Below are 18,844 nucleotides of genomic sequence, written 5' to 3'. Positions count from 1 at the left end.
ACGGTAGCGATTGGCAGTGGGAAAAATTCTTGCGGTAACGAACCAAAAAGGTGGGGTAGGAAAGACCACTTCCTGCATCAACCTGTCCGCCTCTCTGGTAGCGACCAAGCGAAAGGTGTTACTGGTTGATATGGATCCTCAGGGAAATGCCACGACGGGAAGTGGTATCAATAAACATGACCTGGAGTATTCCTCCTATCAGGTTCTGACCGGGCGATGCGCCATCGATCAGGCTATTGAGAACGCTGAAGATGCGGGCTACGACGTAGTTCCCACTAACGCTGACCTCACTGCCGCTGAAGTAGAGCTTATGTCGATGGAAGCCAGAGAAACCCGACTGAGAAGTGCTCTGGCTTCTGTCAGTGAACACTATGACTATATTCTGATTGATTGCCCACCGTCGCTTAATATGCTGACGCTGAATGCTCTGGTGGCTGCAGAAGGCGTTATTATCCCGATGCAGTGCGAATATTATGCGCTGGAGGGTTTAACTGCCCTGATGGAAACCATTACCGGTATCAGACAGACCATTAATCCGAAGCTCCATATTGAGGGGCTACTCAGGACTATGTACGACCCCCGAATGGGTTTGACCAACGAAGTATCCAGACAGCTGATTGGTCATTTTGGTGATCAGGTTTATCGTACCGTTATTCCACGGAATGTGCGTCTGGCTGAGGCCCCGAGCCATGGCAAACCAGTGCTGGCTTATGACCGAACCTCCAGGGGGGCGGTAGCTTACCTGGCGCTGGCGGGTGAGCTGGTTCGCAGACAAGAGGCTCTTAACAAGGGGCTCAAGACTGAAAGGAAGACAGGGACCTGATGGCTAAAAAACGTCTTGGCACCAATTTAAGTGCATTGATGGGAGGCGCTAACCTCTCATCATCGGTTTCCGATGAACTAACCAACCCGACAGAAACGCCTGAAGGCGAAACACTTCAGAATAAGGAACTTAAAGAGATTCCTGTCGAGTTTATGGTGCGTGGCAAATATCAGCCGCGTCGGGATATGCATCCGGATGCGCTGGAAGAACTGGCTGAAAGTATCAAAGCCCAGGGCATCATGCAGCCTATTGTGGTTCGTCCTCTGTCCCGGAATCGTTATGAAATCATTGCCGGAGAGCGTCGCTGGAGAGCCGCACAGCTGGCTGGTCTGGCGGAGGTACCAGCCTTGGTTCGGGATGTTCCTGACGAAGCAGCCATAGCGATGTCTCTGATTGAGAACATTCAGCGGGAAGATCTTAATCCCATTGAAGAAGCCATTGCGCTGTCCCGCTTGCAGAAAGAGTTTGAACTGACGCAGCAGGAAGTGGCTGAGGCCGTGGGTAAATCCAGAGCAGCAGTAGCCAACATCTTACGTCTGATGTCTTTGAGTTCTGACGTGAAGAAAATGCTGGAATACGGTGACCTGGAGATGGGTCACGCCCGGGCTCTGTTGCCCCTGTCTGATATGGAGCAGCTGGAAGCCGCAAGAACGGTTGTGGCCAAAGGACTCTCAGTTCGCCAGACAGAAGCTCTGGTGCGTCGCATGATGCAGGAAAAAGAACAGGGCAAGAAAAAAACCTCGATGAAAATAGATCCTGACATCAAGCGTCTGGAAGATGACTTATCGGATCGTGTCGGAGCCAGGGTTGCCATTACTCATAACGCCAAAGGCAAGGGAAAACTGGTGATTTCCTACAATAGCCTGGATGAACTGGACGGGGTTCTGGCGCATATTCAATAAGTGTCCGATACCCAATAAACACTAGGCAGGTTGTTCGCAAAACCCTGATACCAGCGTGATTGTCAATTAACCTGCCCGTTTTGTGGCGATAATATTGCAGGTACCGGAGAGGCGTTTGTTGCTTTCGCTTCCCCGGATGAAAATCGTCAGATTTTGGCAGATTATATTAGCCGAAGGAAAAGGTCAGGCTCCTAGGAGCCTGACCGAGAATAGCGCCCGTAGCGAGGACGGCAGAAAATTGAGGATGAAAATTCGGTTTTGTGAGGAGAATAGCGAGCTATTTGACGAACAAAAGCGGATTTTCAGACCAATTTGCTGCCGCCGCAGTAGGGCAGTCTATTCTCGGTCAGGCTCCTAGCAAGATAGACCTGAATGTGACAGTTGAAACGGCTCCCGGCAAAAAAGAGAAGTTATTACAGGTAAAAAAACGGCTGCATAAAGCAGCCTAATACCTTGTCGTACACTGGTCAGCTTGGAAAAAGCTATCGGATTTTGTCCTGATGATCACGGGTTTAAAGAAACAAAATCCGATACCATTTTCACAGCATCGATTAATACATTACCAGATGCTGATAATAGATATTTTGTACATTTATTTTATCTTGTTGTGTTTTATTCTGATCCCTCTTATAGCTGCTTATCTTTCAATGTCGGAGGTTGAAGGTAGCGGCTATTTATAGCGCTTGATGATGGTGAACGAATTATAGAGTTCTGAAAGTCTTTCTGGATAATCAATAAAATTACAGGCGCATATAAGTCAAACTTATGGGTTGTGTGTTATTGTTACCGGGCTCCTGAAAACTGGCAAGTTTGTCGGTTATTAAAAAGTAGCTCAATGCATGGTCAGACAAGATTTAGCCTTGAAAAAGCGTTCGAATATTGTCCTGCAATAAGTCGCAGGAGCAGACAAAACCGGGTAACTTTTTCGAAGACCTGAATATTTCAAATGTTTATCTGCTTTACGGGAAAAAGCACCAAGATTATCAAGTGTTGATGAATACTTTCTCTTTTGTTTGCAGTACACAATCTTTTCAAGAACGGATGTTTGTTTTTTAAGATCAACCCAATGCTTTACATTTCGATCATTATATTCTTGGTACATAGCCACTCCTTGTTGGACAATTATCATAAAAATCTTTCTGAGTACGGTTTCAAAGCAACTCTAAGATAAGTGTTATTATTGATCTGCGAGGGTGACTGCATTATAAGGAGTAGGTTTATTCCCTGAATAATCAATAAATCAAGAGAGTCTTATAATGAGCACTTATGAGTGAGTAATTGATAGACAAATGAGGAAAACCTAAATCTACTTAAAAATCTTGACGGTTTTATTACAAAAGTCGTTAAGGTTATCGAGGGATGACGTACTCTATTTTATAATGTGCGTGTAACGAAGGACCTCTTTCATTGCGGGTGTCATTTTTTTAGGCCAACCCAGGTTTTGGTGTCCTGTTCACTAATAACAACTCCTAAAATTTAAGGTGTTAATTTTATCTATGCCACCCGGGATTTCACCGTCCTTTTTGAGCTGGCAATGGATATCGGAGCAGTAAATGCGTATCACATTGAGGCAGCTTGAAATCTTTAAGGCGATCGCCCAGTCCGGCAGAGTTACAGCAGCAGCAGAATCCCTGTTTATTTCGCAGCCCGCTGCCAGTATGGCACTGTCAGAACTGGAAAAGCATTTAGGCCCCTTATTTGACCGACATGCTGGTGCGTCCATGGCATTAAACGACTCTGGTCGATCATTATTACCCATGGCAGCAGAGCTGATTGATCGGGCCTACGAGATTGAAACCCAGTTTATAGAGGACAGCTGCTATAAAGAGGGAACGCTGAAGATATATGCAAGTTCTACCATTGGTAATAACCTGATGCCTCGTATTCTTGGGAGGTTTTTCAAGGAATTTCCCCATATCAGGGCCGAACTGGCGGTCGAAAATACCCGCAGTATTCAGCAGAGAATATTGGCTATGGAGATTGATCTGGGCGTCGTTGAAGGCAGCTGTCTGCACCCGGAAATAGAAGTGATCCCCTGGCGCGAAGATGAGCTTGTTATTATTTGTCATCCTGACCACCCCATGGCCGGGAAGACCGTGGATCTTCAGTCCCTGAAACACGAAGAGTGGATACTCAGGGAGCCAGGCTCAGGAACCCGGGAACTGTTTGATGAAGTCTTGGCAACACGTTTATGTACACCTAACGTTATAATGAGTCTTAACCGGGCCGAAGCCGTCAAGCAGGCTGTTATGGAAGGGTTGGGTATTGGTTGTATTTCCAACCTGGCTATATGGCGGGCCAGGAATGCCGGTCTGCTATCGACCATCAACGTGTCTGACCTGACTCTGAATCGTCATTTTTATCTGTTACTTAACAGGAAAAAATATCGAAGTGGCGTGATCAAGAAAGTCTCTGAGTTTATTTTGCAATGGGATGACGAGCTTTTGGTCCATTAGCTATTGAACGCCATTCATTGGGACTCAGGGGATAATATTCTTCCGAAGTCGTATAGTGTCAACCTTTAAGATATTAGTTGAACGCAGGTGCATGTCACTAGTATACTTTCGCGCGCCGTAGGGGTGAAAAAAAGTTCTAAGATTTTCAGTTGTGTGAAGCTTTGCCATCTGATGTTTAACTGTATTCACACATCGCAAAGGCTGAAACCCCTGGTATTTTCTGAGGGGCGGATCAAGACTTATCAGACCTGTTAAGATACTCAGGTCAAGCGCAGGAGCCTGTGTCTGTAAAGACGACGTGGAGAGTCAAAAGTAAAGAGATGTTTAGAAGTGACAGTCGGGCCAGTTACCCGCATCTGCAACAGCCACATATCTATCGTGTTGTCGTTGCTCAACTGTTGGCTACAGTATCTCTGACATTGCTTTTGCTGCCGCTGGGTAAGTCTTTCGCTATATCCGCTCTGTCAGGTGGTTTGGCATGCAGCGTCCCCAATGCTTATCTGGTCTGGAGAGCATTTCGATACCGGGGAGCCAGTGCGGCACAGAAAATAGTCAGGTCTTTTTATCAGGGTGAAGCGGGGAAGTTTGCCTTAACGGTTCTGGCGTTCGTTCTGATTTTTACACGGATACCGTCAATCGACCCCCTGACGATGTTCGGTGCATTTGCTTTGATTCAGGCGGTAAACTGGCTGACTCCTCTTCTTATTAAGAGTTGAGGCAGGTTTACTGACGACAGATTTATACAATGATGATGGTGTACGGGAAAATTCATGGCGACGACTGCAACTGAGTACATAGCCCACCACCTGCAGAATCTTACCTTCGGTAAGCTGCCTGCAGGTTTTGAACGTGTGGACAATTATGGCAATGAGCTGGGTGTTCTGTCGGAAGACACCTGGACCTTTGCCAGAACCGCTGCTGAAGCAAAAGAAATGGGTTTCTGGGCGCTGCACGTAGACAGTCTGTTCTGGTCTGTTCTGCTGGGTGTGGTGTTCATCTCGATCTTCCGTATGGTGGCCAGGCGTGCATCTGTCGGTGTTCCTACTGGCATGCAGAATCTGGTTGAAATGGTCGTTGAGTTTGTGGATGGCAGTGTCAAAGACTCTTTTCATGGCAGAAATAACCTGATCGCCCCGCTTGCATTGACTATTTTCTGTTGGGTTTTCTTTATGAACCTGATGGACCTGATCCCTGTTGACTGGATCCCGGGGCTGGCCTCTGCTTTGGGCATCCCTTATATGAAGATTGTACCGAGTACAGATCCGAATATTACTCTGGGTATGTCCCTCTCTGTCTTTATGTTAATTATCTTTTACTCGATCAAAGTGAAAGGTATAGGTGGTTTTATTGGTGAGCTGACCCTGCATCCGTTCAGCAGCCCTAACAAAGCTGTGCAGGCTCTGTTGATTCCAATCAACTTCCTGCTGGAATCTGTGACCATGATTGCCAAGCCCATCTCTCTGGCTCTGCGTCTTTTTGGTAATATGTACGCAGGTGAGCTGATCTTTATCCTGATTGCCCTGGTCGGCTACATGCAGCTACCTTTGCACTTTGGATGGGCTGTTTTCCATATTCTTGTGGTCACTCTGCAAGCATTCATCTTTATGATTTTGACCATTGTTTATCTAAGCATGGCAAGCGAAGACCATTAATTATAGATATTGTACGTCAGCTGACTGACGTAGTGTGTTAACTAACCTAAAACTTCAATTTAACAAAGACCACAATAGGTCGGGAGGAAATATGGAACTGGTAGTAGGTCTGACTGCAATCGGTGTTGCTTTCATGCTGGGTCTTGCGGCTCTGGCTACAGCTATCGGCTTTGGTTTGCTGGGTGGAAAATTCCTTGAAGGCGTTGCCAGACAGCCTGAAACGGCACCAATGCTGCAAACCAAAATGTTTATCGTAGCGGGTCTTCTTGACGCTGTGCCAATGATTGCTGTGGGTATAGCCCTGTTCTTCACCTTTGCTAACCCTTTTGTAGCTCTGGTTCAGTAATCGCTGCAGTGAAGATCCGGCTTGGCGTTGAAGTACGGCCGGTCTGAGAGCCGTAACGAAACGAAAAGCCGAATAAAGATCCTGGATGTACTCGTAGGCTGGGTAAGCTGATCTAAACAACTTTGTTGGGAGCGTCTTATTTTGCTAAATAGAAGTAGTACGCTCATCTGAGGCAGGATTTTAAGATTTTACTGGAGCATTTGGAGTTCGCATGAATATCAATGCAACTATCATCGGTCAGACGATCGCCTTTGCTGTGTTTGTCTGGTTCTGCATGAAGTATGTATGGCCACCCATCATGCAGGCCCTCAACGACCGTAAGAAACAAATCGCTGACGGACTGGACGCTGCAGCTCGTGGTCAGAAAGAGCTGGAACTGGCTCAGAAAAAAGTTCTCGAAGAACTGCGTGAAGCCCGTGAAAAGGCTCAGGAAATCATCGAGCTGGCAAACAAGCGTTCTGCCCAGATCCTTGACGAGGCTAAAGAGCAGGCCCGTGAAGAAGCTGATCGCATCAAGGTGGCTGCGCAGGCTGACATTGAGCAGGAAGCCAACAGAGCCCGCGAAGCTCTGCGTTCTCAGGTTGCAGCCCTGGCTGTAGTCGGTGCTGAGCGTATTCTGGGTGAAAATCTGGATGAGTCAGCTAACAGCCGTCTGGTTGATGACCTGGTTGCTGAACTCTAAAGGGGATTGACCATGGAATTGACTACATGTGCCCGTCCCTACGCCAAGGCCGCATTCAAGATAGCAAAAGAGCACGACCAGTTATTTGAATGGTCTCAGATGCTAACTTTATGTGCGAGTATATCCAGGCGTGAGGCTGTGGGCAGGATGCTGAAAGACCCGTCCACCACAGGGGACATGAAGGCAGACGCCTTTATCGAACTGTGCAAAGGCAGTCTTTCGGTTGAAGTCGAGAATTACATTCGGATCCTTACGAATAAAAAACGGATTTTTCTGCTTCCCCAGATCGACGCGATCTTTGAGCAGATGAAAGCACAAGATCAGAGTTATCAGGATATAGTCGTCACTTCGGCTTTCCCGCTGTCCGATGAACAGCAGGACAAAATCGCAAAGAAAGTTGAAAAACGACTTGGTCGATCAGTACGAATGCATACACAGGTAGATACCTACCTGATCGGCGGCGTCATCGTGAAAGCTGGAGACCTCGTTATCGACGGCAGTGTCCGCTCGCGGTTGACCAAGCTTGCCGATGCGATGATTTCATAATTACTTTTTTTTAAGTAAAAAGTTTGGCAGGTAAGCTATGCAACTGAATCCTTCCGAGGTCAGTGACATCATCAAGAGCCGCATAGAGCAGCTTGATGTGTCCAGTGAAGCCCGCAATGAGGGCACCATCGTCAGTGTCACTGACGGTATTGTTCGTATACACGGTCTGCAAGACGTAATGTACGGGGAAATGATCAAGTTCTCCGGCGGTGTATACGGTATGGCGTTGAACCTGGAGCAGGACTCCGTCGGCGCTGTTGTATTAGGTGACTATAGTCAGCTGGCTGAGGGCCAGACTGTTCAGTGCACCGGTCGAATTCTTGAAGTACCTGTTGGCAGGCAGTTGCTGGGACGTGTTGTTGACGCGCTGGGTAACCCCATCGACGGCAAAGGTCCCGTTGAAGCCACTGAAACTTCGCCAATCGAAAAAGTAGCGCCAGGCGTTATTGCCCGTCAGTCTGTAGACGAGCCGATTCAGACAGGTTACAAGTCCGTTGATGCCATGGTTCCTGTGGGTCGTGGTCAGCGTGAGTTGATCATCGGTGACCGTCAGACGGGTAAGACCGCTCTGGCCATCGACGCGATCATCAACCAGAAAGGTACTGGTATCAAGTGCGTTTACGTAGCGATTGGCCAGAAGCAGTCTTCTATCGCCAACGTGGTACGCAAGCTCGAAGAGCATGGCGCAATGGAACACACCATAGTTGTTGCCGCAGGTGCTTCTGATCCGGCATCCATGCAGTTCCTGGCGCCATTTGCCGGTTGCTCCATGGGTGAATACTTCCGCGATCTGGGTGAAGATGCCCTGATTGTTTATGATGATCTGACCAAGCAGGCCTGGGCCTATCGTCAGATCTCTCTGTTGCTGCGCCGTCCACCGGGCCGTGAAGCTTATCCGGGTGACGTATTCTACTTGCACTCCCGTCTGCTGGAGCGTGCTTCTCGTGTAAACGCCGAGCATGTTGAAAAGCTGACCGATGGTAAAGTGAAAGGCCAGACCGGTTCCCTGACCGCCCTGCCAATCATCGAAACCCAGGCAGGTGACGTATCGGCCTTCGTACCGACTAACGTAATCTCTATTACCGATGGTCAGATCTTCCTGGAAACCGATCTGTTCAATGCGGGTATCCGTCCTGCGATGAACGCTGGTATCTCCGTATCCCGTGTAGGTGGTGCTGCCCAGACCAAGATCATCAAGAAACTGGGTGGTGGTATCCGTCTGGCTCTGGCTCAGTATCGTGAACTGCAGGCGTTTGCCCAGTTTGCTTCTGACCTTGATGAAGCTACCCGCAAGCAGCTCGAACACGGTCAGCGTGTTACTGAACTGATGAAGCAGAAACAGTACGCGCCAATGTCTGTTGCTGACATGGGTGTTGTCATCTACGCCGCTGAAAAAGGCTACCTGGAAGGCGTTGAGTTAAACAAGATCCTGGACTTTGAAGCTGCCCTGTTGAGCTTTGTAAACTCTGAATTCAGTGAGCTGATGGCTCGCATCAACGAATCTGGAGATTACAACGGTGAAATTGAAGAGGGTATCAAAGCGGCTATTGAGAAGTTCAAGGCCACCCAGTCATGGTAACAGTTTTCAGTGGTCAGTGGTCAGTGGTCAGTAAAGCTGGCTTACTGGCCGCTGGCCTCGAAAGCCTGGCTTGAGGAACTGAATAATGGCAGGCGCAAAAGAGATCCGGACGCAGATATCGTCCATTAAAGGTACGCAGAAGATCACCAGCGCCATGGAAATGGTGGCGGCGAGTAAGATGCGTAAAGCTCAGGAGCGGAGAGAAACCAGCCGCCCTTATGCCGAGCGTATCCGTCAGGTTGTAGGGCATGTTGCTCACGCCAATGCCGAGTACAAACACACCTTCATGACAGAACGTGAGGTGAAGCGTGTCGGTTTTATCATCGTTTCCACGGATCGGGGCCTCTGTGGAGGTCTGAACATCAACCTGTTCAAGAAAACCATTGAGAGTATGACTCAGTGGAAAGATCAGGGTGCTGAAATAGATCTTTGCCTGATCGGCAGCAAGGCTGTTGGATTTTTCCGTAGTTACGGCGGGAACGTCGTAGCAGCCACAACACATATTGGTGACTCACCCAACATTGCTGATCTGATTGGTGGTGTAAAAGTGATGCTGGACAAGTACGAAAACGGTGAAATTGACCGTTTGTACGTTGTTCACAACCGCTTCGTCAACACCATGACACAGTCTCCTGAGGTATTGCAGTTGTTGCCTCTGGTTCCAGATGAAGATGAGTCACTGAAAAGACCCTGGGATTACATTTATGAACCTGATGCCAAACAATTGCTGGATGGCCTGTTGATCAGGTATATCGAGTCCCAGGTATTCCAGGCAGTAGTAGAAAATAACGCCTGTGAGCAGGCCGCGCGAATGATTGCCATGAAGAACGCAACAGATAACGCCGGCAATCTGATTGATGACCTTCAGTTGGTGTACAACAAGGCTCGTCAGGCTGCAATCACACAGGAACTGTCTGAAATCGTCAGTGGCGCTGCAGCGGTGTAACTAAGGCGGCTGTATAAAAGATTAAAGGGTAGAGGAAAGGCTATGAGTAGTGGTCGTATCTTACAAATCATCGGCGCCGTCGTTGACGTCGAATTCCCCAGGGAAAGTGTTCCCAAAGTCTACGACTCTCTGAACGTCGAAGACAAAGATCTGGTACTGGAAGTTCAGCAACAGCTGGGTGACGGTATTGTTCGTACTATCGCCATGGGTTCCACCGAAGGTGTATCCCGCGGTCTCACAGTGGCTAACAGTGGTGAACCGATTCAGGTACCTGTAGGTACCAAGACTCTGGGTCGTATCATGGACGTTCTGGGTAACCCTATCGATGAGAAGGGCCCTATCGGTGAAGAAGAGCGAGCGTCCATCCACCGTAAACCACCCACCTATGCAGAGCAATCCGCTTCCAACGAATTGCTGGAAACCGGTATCAAGGTTATCGATCTGGTCTGCCCTTTTGCGAAAGGGGGTAAGGTCGGTCTTTTCGGTGGTGCCGGTGTTGGTAAAACCGTAAACATGATGGAGCTGATCCGTAACATCGCTATCGAGCACTCCGGTTTCTCTGTTTTCGCAGGTGTTGGTGAGCGTACTCGTGAGGGTAACGACTTCTACCATGAGATGACCGATTCCAACGTAATCGACAAAGTATCTCTGGTCTACGGTCAGATGAATGAACCACCCGGAAACCGTCTGCGCGTTGCTCTGACAGGCCTGACTATGGCTGAGAAATTCCGTGACGAAGGTCGTGATGTACTTCTGTTCATCGACAACATCTATCGTTACACCCTGGCGGGTACTGAAGTATCTGCTCTGCTGGGTCGTATGCCATCTGCGGTAGGTTACCAGCCGACTCTGGCAGAAGAGATGGGTGTACTGCAGGAGCGTATTACTTCCACCAAGACCGGTTCTATCACCTCTATCCAGGCCGTGTACGTACCTGCGGATGACTTGACTGACCCGTCTCCGGCGACCACCTTCTCGCACCTGGATGCGACCGTTGTACTGAGCCGTGACATCGCTTCCAAGGGTATCTACCCTGCGATCGACCCTCTGGACTCTACTTCCCGTCAGCTGGACCCTCTGGTCATCGGCCAGGATCACTACGACGTGGCTCGTGGTGTGCAGACCGTACTGCAGCGTTACAAAGAGCTGAAAGACATCATTGCAATTCTGGGTATGGACGAACTGTCTGAAACAGACAAGCAGACAGTAACACGTGCCCGTAAAATTGAGCGTTTCCTGTCTCAGCCATTCTTTGTTGCGGAAGTCTTCACCGGTGCACCTGGTAAGTATGTTTCCCTGAAAGACACCATCAGTGCCTTTAAAGGTATTCTGGCCGGTGAATACGATCACCTGCCAGAGCAGGCGTTCTACATGGTGGGTGGCATCGAGGAAGCGATCGAGAAAGCCAAGTCCATGTAATGGCCGGGACGCTCTGCTTTTGAGGAGCGTCACCCCGTGCCGGGAATGGTTCAATCATTTCCGGTCTACCGTCCATGCGAGGACATAAGAGGAGGTGACACAAATGGCGATCACGGTTCACTGTGACATCGTTAGCGCCGAGGAGGAGATCTTCTCCGGACTGGTAGAGATGGTTATTGCTACCGGTTCTCTGGGTGACCTGGGTATTGCCCCTGGCCACACGCCTCTGCTGACTGATCTGAATCCGGGTCCAATCCGCCTGATCACCCAGGGCGGCGCAGAAGAGGTGTTCTACATCTCAGGTGGATTTCTGGAAGTGCAGCCTAACCAGGTTAAGGTTCTGGCTGACACGGCTCTGCGTGCAGACGATATGGATGAGCTTGCTGCTGAAGAGGCCAAGAAACTGGCTGAACAGGAGCTGACTAATCAGAGCGGTGAGTTTGATTACTCCCGTGCAGCCACTCAGCTAGCTGAAGCCGCTGCTCAGCTGCGTACTCTGCAGGCCATTCGCAAGAAGCTTGGTAAATAAGCAACTTGTGTCTTATAAAAAAACCCGGTTTATTCCGGGTTTTTTTATACCTGTAAAAAATCACCCGCGCGGGTACAACGGGATTGAAGTATTTTGTCTTTTTTATTGCTGCATGAAAAACCGGAAACCGTTGCTCCCTAGGTTATTTTCCAAAGAAGGAAGATCGGGTAATTCATCAACGTTAATGATATTGGGTTGACCGGGGAACGGATCTTGCTGATAGGCAAAAGTCCAGTGGTTTGTATTGATGAATACTAAGATCAACGCATTATCGATATGTTGAGGTACATCGGCAGGGTCAATGTCTTCCGGCTGGCCCTGGTTCCACACAGTCACCTGCAAATCAGAGCTGTGGTTGAATTGCGGGTGTATTACAACAACGCTCCTGCCGAATGCCAGTGAAGCGAAGGCAGCCATGGATATGTCAATCCAGCCGTCTGGCCCGTCTGATGATATCTGGGCTAGAAGTTCAGGGGCTAAGGACATAATGCTTTCGGGAACATAACCCTGGTAGTTTGAGGGGGACGCAAGAAAGATTTGTAATGCACGTCTTATGCTTTCTTCATCGTAACCCGGTAATTGCTGTGCTAATGCATGGGTAAAGCAGTGTCCATCGCCGGGAGTATCGCCCAGTGTCAGCTGTTTTTGTTCGAGAAGTTCATTGAGTTGCTTGGCATATTCAGACCCGTCTGTGGTAGTCGTTTGTAGTTTTTGGTGGATGGCAGATAGCTGCTGTGCAATATCTTCACGCGCCAGATGGTTAAATATGAATTTTCTTTTATAACCATCTATGTAATGCATATGGGGATGAACCGTTGCGTCGCCAACGCCGATCGCATGAAAGATCAATGTCCATAGTGCGCTGTGCAGCGGAGAGTAGCTATAAGCAGCAATGAAATTTATGGCATCAATTTCACTGTAACCGGGGCGCAGAAAACCAATGCTGAACATCACCTGCAGCATTTTCGAAATACTTATGTCATCAGTGTCAAGCTTGGCAATCCCTTCATTGAGCAACTCTGGTGCTGTAATGGGAGAGTTTACAACGACCTCCTTGATTCCTTCTGGAAGTCTATTACTACCCGCGCTAACCATAAAGAACCCCCGGGGTTTCTCGCTGTCATCCCTGCTGCGATGATCGGCATTGAGATCTGAGAAATCAGGTGTCGATGTAAAAGAGGGGACATGATTTTCTGTACTAAACCATTGTTGTTGGGTTTGCCCGTTTTTATATTTGTTCGCAGAGTTTTTCAGAGCTGAGTAGCTGACTCCACTGAGCGTAACAGAATCCTGGGGGTTAAAGGGCAATTGAGTCTTATTCTGATCCGGAAGCAATCGCAGTAAAGCATTAATATTTGATATGTGCCGGTTGACAAACAATCTCAGGGCCTGCTCTTGTTCCTGTGCAAATTTCCGTTGCTGTTCCAGCTCCCGGTCCGGGTCCCGCATGAACCTCATTGTCTTTCTCTGTCGCAGCCAGGGAACTGAGCTCATGTAAGTTGATTTTATGGTTTCATACACAGCCCCCTTTAGTTGAATGACCGAGCTGGATAATTTATGCAATTCCCAGGCAGCCAGTTCTTTCTCGCCATCGATTGGCTTGTTCTCAATAATGTCTAACAGCTCAGCTGTTGTCATATTATCGAAGTTAGTGGTGCTTAGTGCTTGTGATAAACGTTTATACAGATCAGCCAGAGTGAAAACCATACCCAGATGAAGTGCATCGTTGAGCCTTCCAACGAATTCTTTTTCCTGATCAGTCAACTGTGTCCATATTTCTTCTGATTCCTGATTGCTTCCTGTTGCCGGATCTGTCTGCATTGGATTACTAACTGGTGTTACCGAATAGGCCAGGAGAAAGTCGTTTTTCGGTTTTGTTACAGAGCCCCCATTGTCAATGAGTATAAGCCTTATTTGCATAGCCATTGAATAAAGCTCTGATGTATTGTCTCGTTTTGAAAAAAAACCGGGAAGCGGATAGATAATGTCTGAATTAAGAAGCTGTATCAGTTTTTCGGGGTATTCAGTGAAGTACTGAAAAAGTAGCCCGGTTATATCGGTTTTATCTTCAACGTTTATGCGGTTAACAAACTGCCAGAAAGAAGGCGTGGCATTGGGATCTTCAGGCTCATATTCAAGCAGGTCGTGAAGGCTTATCACGTTAGAGGCCTGAGTTGTAAGGCGTCCGGTGGACCTTTCCAGTTCAAGGTAACGATAGATTTTATTATTGTAATCGACTCTTGTCAGGTCCTCCCTGACATGGGTGTAAAAATTAAAATGGTCTCTGCATTTCAACCAATGGGCATAGCCATAGGTTGCAGGTAATAGTTTTTTAGCTGAATCAGCACAATGGCTGCTTTTAATCAGCAGAGAGATATCCAGCAGTTTTTTTCTTACCAGCTGATAATAGTGCTTTTGTTCTTCATTTTCTGCCTGAACCGGAGAGGCTGTATACAAAAGAGCGAGTACAAGTGCTTTAAATTGAGGTTTTTTTAATACAGCAGCTATTAATAAAGTTCTTGTTAACGCTGCCCTCAGCTTTTTAATATCCATAGTTTCTTATATCCTGTTTATGATTTTATTTAAGGCTGACAATTATAGTTGAAATTAATAAAAGTGCCGGTATTGCTAATTTTGCGTAAATAAAACCCACCACCCTAATCAGGAATAAATTGTTTGGCACGTAAATCCTAAATTGACACCCTCTAGTTCGGTGGGGTCTCACGCGAATTGAGCATAAATGCTGATTTTAATAAGGGAGAAGCAGACAGAGACTATATAGGGTTATTTCTTTATCAAACTATAAAATCATTGAACGCATATGCCATGCAACAGACTTCATAAGAATCAGTTTTTATAAATCGTTTATATACAATTTGCCGCTGAAATAAACGCTATACTCTCAGCTTTCCCCAGTATTACGGGGCCTTTTATTTCTGGATTCTGGGCTTTACTGCAGTTGCCGCCGAGGAGCTTAAATATGAAACAAGTTTTAAGGGCTTTTCCTGTGACGTTGTTATCCATTTCTGTTATTTACAATGGAATAGCTCTTGCTGGGGTGCAAAGCTCTCTAGAGTACACGTATTCATATTTGAGTAACTATAAAAAGTTTATTACTGAGCTGTGTTTTATGGGGGGGGTTGATGGGTTAATGTTTGGAATAGGTTTTATGCTCGGGCGCAGTGCTGCTGAAGAAGCGGAAGCGGGCGAGAACGCGGAGAAAAAAAATCCACGGGATTTCCCATTGAGTCATGGTACTGTCAGCAGCAATTTAAATGCGGTAATGCGGACCACGCCAGTAACTCAGTATTACCAGAAAACAATTATCAACCAGTACAATCTGGTTCCATTTAATATTAGTGATGATAACTATGCTGACCCAGAGAAAAAGCTGGAGTACCTCTGGGCAAGGGCTACTTTCCTTGATGTCTATCCCAAGGACCTTATTAAAGGTGACCTCGAGCCAGCACTGTTTCCATTAAACACTGCATACGATCTGGCTTATACCTACGGGTCTGCAACCGAGCTTTGTAACTCTCCACTGCCGAAACCTTTAACCAAAAAATTCCGCTGCAATGATCAGCAACTGACCGGATTTTGTCGAATCAAGTTCATGCTCAATGGCAAGATCAGTACTCTGGTTGGTATGTTGGCCAACACACCCGATAATGTCAGCGGATGCCTTTTATCCAGCCGAAAAAGAGATAATTTCCTGGTGTCGTTGGGGGGTGAAACTCTGTTACCCAGAGATATTCTGGTCACCGACAAAAAGTATTATCAGATTAATGTTACATATGACAATGTCTCCTATCGATTTCAGGATTGGCTCTTGAATCTACCACCCTTTGCATCAACAGTGCTGTTATCTGGAAGTTTGCGTCATGAAAGTCTGTGCAAAGATGGAGTCAGTCCTGGAGTCCAATGGTACAACGATGGCGCTCATAGCAGCGAGAATCGATGCGAAGGCCTGGCAGCTGAGGCAGAGCCAGCAGGCAAGATATCCCACTTTATCCCTGTACGACAGAAAGCTGATAAAAGCAGACCGTCTCCTGTGGTATGGCAGAAAGTGCCATCACAACAAGACAAAGGGACAGTCAGCATCGAAGTTCAGAAATACTTTTGTTCCCCCAGAAAGCCTTACAAAGAATTTATACTGGGCTCCTTGGCAGGAGAGGGACCTGATAAATATTGTAGATACATTGGTACCAGTGGAAAAAGTGGTTACGTTGCTACCAATCAGAATGGCAGTACTGCTTCTGATTACCTGACTCCCTTGGTTGACGCTAACATTCGCTGGCAGGCTTTTGAGAGTGAGCTGCCTGATAAGGCTGTTATTGCCGGATATAGCTATTCAAGTTCAGGCAAAGAAGTTAGCAAAGTGCCGCAATATTTTTGTCGTTTTATGAACAATGGTTTCAATACCTACGGAAAGTATTTTAAGGAGGGCAAAGTCTGTAAAGCTTCATTTGCAACGCCGAGTGGAGACTCCCACGCTCTAGTTGATTCAAAGACCTTTGAAATTCTGGTCGGGGAATGACGGAATCAGTTGAAAGGGAAGTGTGTATTCCTGAAAATCTTTGAAACCAACTGGTCAGGTACTTTGTTCATAAGGATCAGTTTTTACAAATCATTTCTATACTATTTGCTGTTGGAGTAGACACTACACTCTTGGCTTCTTTGAGAGTTATTGTGGAGGAGCTTGGCTATGAAGCGAGTTTCACGGGCTTTATCTGTGCTGGTGTTATCTATTGCTGTCACTAACAATGCTATCGCTGTGGTTGGAGTGCAAGGCCGTGAGTTGCTTACGTACTCGTATTCACAACAATTAAAGGATTCAAAGTTATTTAGGGTACTGGCTATATTGGGCTTATCTGTGTTCGTTTTTGAGGTGGGGTTCTCGGTTGGGCATTATTCTACGCTATATGCTTTAGATCTTGAGAAAGCTGACAAAGCTGACAAAAAGAGTCCCGATAATCCACCATTGGCGCAGAGTAATGTCAGTCCCGGTTTCAGAGAGCCGATGCGTAGCACGCTGGCTACTGAGCATTATCAGAAAACCATTATCGACCAATATAACCTGCTTCCTTTTAATCTCAGTGAAGATAACTATACCGACTCAAATAAGAAGTTGAAGTACCTGTGGGCAAGAGCGACTTTTCTTGATGCCCAACCCTTGCATCATAATGAAGGTGACGTCCAACCAGCTCTAATTCCATTAAACACTACCTATGATCCGGCTAATCCCTACGGATCTGCAGACGAGTTTTGTATTTCTCCATTGCCGGCACCTTTAACCAAAAAGTTTCGCTGCAATGACCAGCATTTGACCGGATTCTGTCGTGTTAAGATCGGCGGGATCGGTAGATTGGTTGGTATGCTGGCTAATACACCTGATAATGTCAGCGGATGTCTGTTATCAAGTCGAAAAAGAGACAATTTTCTGGCATCTTTGGGGAGCGAAACTGTGCTACCCAGAGATATTCTGGTTACCGACAAAAAGTATTACCAGATTAATGTTATTTACGGCAATACCACCTACCAATTTCAGGAATCGCAGGGGCATCCGGTACCCTTTGCGTCAACAATACTGTTGTCTAAAAGTTGGCGTCACGAAACCTTGTGTAAAGACGGTGCCAGTCCCGGGACTGAATGGTACAACGATGGTGCTCATAGCTGTGGGCATGGGTGCGCAGGCCTGACGGCTGATGCTGACTCAGTAGGCGATGTGTCCCACTTTATTCCTGTACGACAGAAGGCTCATAAAAGCAGACCATCTTCCGTAATATGGCAGAAAGTGCCGTCACAAGTAGGTAAAGGCATAATCAACACCGAAGTTCAGGAATACTTTTGCTCCCCCAAAAAGCCTTATAAAGAGTTTATACTGGGCTCACTGGTAAGAGAGGGGCCTGATAAGTATTGCAGATACATTGGTACCAATGGAAAAAGTGGTTATGTTGCTACCAATCAAGATGGCAGCATCGCTTCCGATTACCTGACTCCTGTGGTTGACGGTAATATTCGCTGGCAGGCTTTTGAGGCTGAGCCGCCTGATAAGGCTATTATTGCCGGGTATAGCTTTTCTAGTTCAGGCAAAGAAGTCAGCAAAGTGCCGCAATATTTTTGTCGTTTTATGAACAATGGTTTCAATACCTACGGCAAATATTTTAAGAAGGGCAAAGTCTGTAAAGCTTCTTTTGCAACACCGAATCGAGACTCCCACGCTTTAGTCGATTCAAAGACCTTTGAAATCCTGGTCAGGGAATGATGGGCCCAATTAAAAGGAGGTTGCAGGCAAAATATTGACCTCCCTTTTGATGATGGTTTCTGGCAATGTAACACCGATAAACTACCCTGCTCTAGGTGGCGGGATATAAGACCCGAAGAGATTAATTAAACACCTCTAATTATGAAGAGTGACTCACTCCAGTTAATTATCATTATGAACACTTATGTTTCTGAAAGCCTTCAGCAGCAAGGACTGCATGTATTCTTCGCAAAAAATTAGGTGTAATCCGATCTTTTGAAAAAGGCGGCTTAAGGGGTAAGCTATGTCTATCGGTCGGGGCTGAAGATGTATCGACTCGGTAGCCAGAGTGTCATTTCAAGAGCAGTAAATTGTAGTTGTTGGCAGTTATCCTGGTGAGTGCAGTTATGCACAACTCGCTGAACGGAGTTTCCATCTTTCTAGTGGAATGTTTAGCGATGTTTTTAAGTCTTTTGTTTCTCTTTCTTGAAATAATCGCTTGACAACGAGCGGCGTCAAGGTAGTATAGTCGCCTCACTGAACAGCGCTGGCAGCTGGTTTGGTCGATTAAAACCTTCTTGTTTTAATCCGGTTCTTTAACAAATTATCAGACAATTCGTGTGGGCGCTTGTGGGAATAGCATCGGTCAACAGAGCATTTGCTCTGAAATGATTTAAATGCTGATCAAGCAAGTGAACATACCCTTAAATTCTATGAGAA

General features: G+C 46.9%; 17 protein-coding genes. 15 read left to right on the top strand and 2 right to left on the bottom strand.

Annotation, left to right across the window (positions count from 1 at the left end):
* Positions 1-16: 16 nt before the first annotated feature.
* The 3 genes from ACO6VG_RS05815 (at position 17) to ACO6VG_RS05805 (ending at position 2,174) form a co-directional block, all read left to right on the top strand.
* Positions 17-823: a ParA family protein gene (locus ACO6VG_RS05815; protein ID WP_422136042.1), complete on the top strand. Its 807-nt coding sequence runs from the start codon at positions 17-19 to the stop codon at positions 821-823.
* Positions 820-1,725 carry a ParB/RepB/Spo0J family partition protein gene (locus ACO6VG_RS05810; protein WP_422410706.1) on the top strand — a complete coding sequence of 302 codons (906 nt, stop codon included), beginning with the start codon at positions 820-822 and terminating at the stop codon, positions 1,723-1,725. Before ACO6VG_RS05815 ends, ACO6VG_RS05810 begins: the two co-directional genes overlap by 4 nt.
* A 281-nt stretch (positions 1,726-2,006) precedes the next feature.
* Positions 2,007-2,174, top strand: coding sequence for a hypothetical protein (locus ACO6VG_RS05805; RefSeq protein ID WP_422473123.1), 168 nt, complete (start codon positions 2,007-2,009; stop codon positions 2,172-2,174).
* Positions 2,175-2,557: 383 nt separating this feature from the next.
* Here ACO6VG_RS05805 and ACO6VG_RS05800 read toward each other — a convergent pair whose 3' ends face one another.
* Positions 2,558-2,827, bottom strand: a complete 270-nt coding sequence (locus tag ACO6VG_RS05800; protein ID WP_422473121.1) for a hypothetical protein — start codon at positions 2,825-2,827, stop codon at positions 2,558-2,560.
* Positions 2,828-3,278: 451 nt separating this feature from the next.
* On the opposite strand from ACO6VG_RS05800, the gene ACO6VG_RS05795 reads away from it, so the two are divergent.
* From ACO6VG_RS05795 to ACO6VG_RS05750, 10 genes are all read left to right on the top strand, one after another.
* A complete protein-coding gene (locus ACO6VG_RS05795; protein ID WP_422473119.1) occupies positions 3,279-4,181 on the top strand; it encodes a LysR substrate-binding domain-containing protein in 903 nt (300 codons plus the stop codon).
* Positions 4,182-4,501: 320 nt separating this feature from the next.
* Entirely contained in the window at positions 4,502-4,897 is a 396-nt protein-coding gene (locus ACO6VG_RS05790; RefSeq protein ID WP_422473117.1) for an ATP synthase subunit I, read from the top strand.
* Between the two features lie 54 nt (positions 4,898-4,951).
* Positions 4,952-5,833 carry a F0F1 ATP synthase subunit A gene (atpB, locus tag ACO6VG_RS05785; RefSeq protein ID WP_422473115.1) on the top strand — a complete coding sequence of 294 codons (882 nt, stop codon included), beginning with the start codon at positions 4,952-4,954 and terminating at the stop codon, positions 5,831-5,833.
* A 91-nt stretch (positions 5,834-5,924) separates the two neighbouring features.
* Positions 5,925-6,179 carry a F0F1 ATP synthase subunit C gene (gene atpE / locus ACO6VG_RS05780; protein WP_257253757.1) on the top strand — a complete coding sequence of 85 codons (255 nt, stop codon included), beginning with the start codon at positions 5,925-5,927 and terminating at the stop codon, positions 6,177-6,179.
* Between the two features lie 211 nt (positions 6,180-6,390).
* Positions 6,391-6,861: a F0F1 ATP synthase subunit B gene (locus ACO6VG_RS05775; protein ID WP_317144277.1), complete on the top strand. Its 471-nt coding sequence runs from the start codon at positions 6,391-6,393 to the stop codon at positions 6,859-6,861.
* A gap of 12 nt (positions 6,862-6,873) precedes the next feature.
* Complete coding sequence (locus tag ACO6VG_RS05770; protein ID WP_422136035.1) at positions 6,874-7,407, top strand: F0F1 ATP synthase subunit delta; 534 nt, start codon at positions 6,874-6,876, stop codon at positions 7,405-7,407.
* A gap of 37 nt (positions 7,408-7,444) precedes the next feature.
* Entirely contained in the window at positions 7,445-8,986 is a 1,542-nt protein-coding gene (atpA, locus tag ACO6VG_RS05765) for a F0F1 ATP synthase subunit alpha (protein WP_422136034.1), read from the top strand.
* A gap of 85 nt (positions 8,987-9,071) precedes the next feature.
* Positions 9,072-9,932, top strand: coding sequence for a F0F1 ATP synthase subunit gamma (gene atpG, locus ACO6VG_RS05760; protein ID WP_422136033.1), 861 nt, complete (start codon positions 9,072-9,074; stop codon positions 9,930-9,932).
* A 42-nt stretch (positions 9,933-9,974) separates the two neighbouring features.
* On the top strand, positions 9,975-11,351 hold the full coding sequence (gene atpD, locus ACO6VG_RS05755) for a F0F1 ATP synthase subunit beta (RefSeq protein WP_317144281.1): 1,377 nt from the start codon (positions 9,975-9,977) through the stop codon (positions 11,349-11,351).
* Between the two features lie 103 nt (positions 11,352-11,454).
* Positions 11,455-11,880 carry a F0F1 ATP synthase subunit epsilon gene (locus tag ACO6VG_RS05750; protein ID WP_422136032.1) on the top strand — a complete coding sequence of 142 codons (426 nt, stop codon included), beginning with the start codon at positions 11,455-11,457 and terminating at the stop codon, positions 11,878-11,880.
* Between the two features lie 102 nt (positions 11,881-11,982).
* On the opposite strand, the gene ACO6VG_RS05745 is transcribed toward ACO6VG_RS05750, so the two are convergent.
* Entirely contained in the window at positions 11,983-14,433 is a 2,451-nt protein-coding gene (locus ACO6VG_RS05745) for an OTU domain-containing protein (RefSeq protein ID WP_422139377.1), read from the bottom strand.
* A gap of 427 nt (positions 14,434-14,860) precedes the next feature.
* On the opposite strand from ACO6VG_RS05745, the gene ACO6VG_RS05740 reads away from it, so the two are divergent.
* Together ACO6VG_RS05740 and ACO6VG_RS05735 are read left to right on the top strand one after the other, a co-directional pair.
* A complete protein-coding gene (locus tag ACO6VG_RS05740) occupies positions 14,861-16,417 on the top strand; it encodes a hypothetical protein (RefSeq protein WP_422136030.1) in 1,557 nt (518 codons plus the stop codon).
* 168 nt (positions 16,418-16,585) lie between these two features.
* Complete coding sequence (locus ACO6VG_RS05735) at positions 16,586-18,145, top strand: hypothetical protein (protein ID WP_422473113.1); 1,560 nt, start codon at positions 16,586-16,588, stop codon at positions 18,143-18,145.
* Positions 18,146-18,844: the final 699 nt, after the last annotated feature.

Origin of the sequence: Endozoicomonas sp. ALB032 (assembly GCF_049310125.1) — a bacterium.
Lineage (GTDB): Bacteria > Pseudomonadota > Gammaproteobacteria > Pseudomonadales > Endozoicomonadaceae > Endozoicomonas_A.
This window is presented reverse-complemented; position numbering and strand designations above follow the sequence as displayed.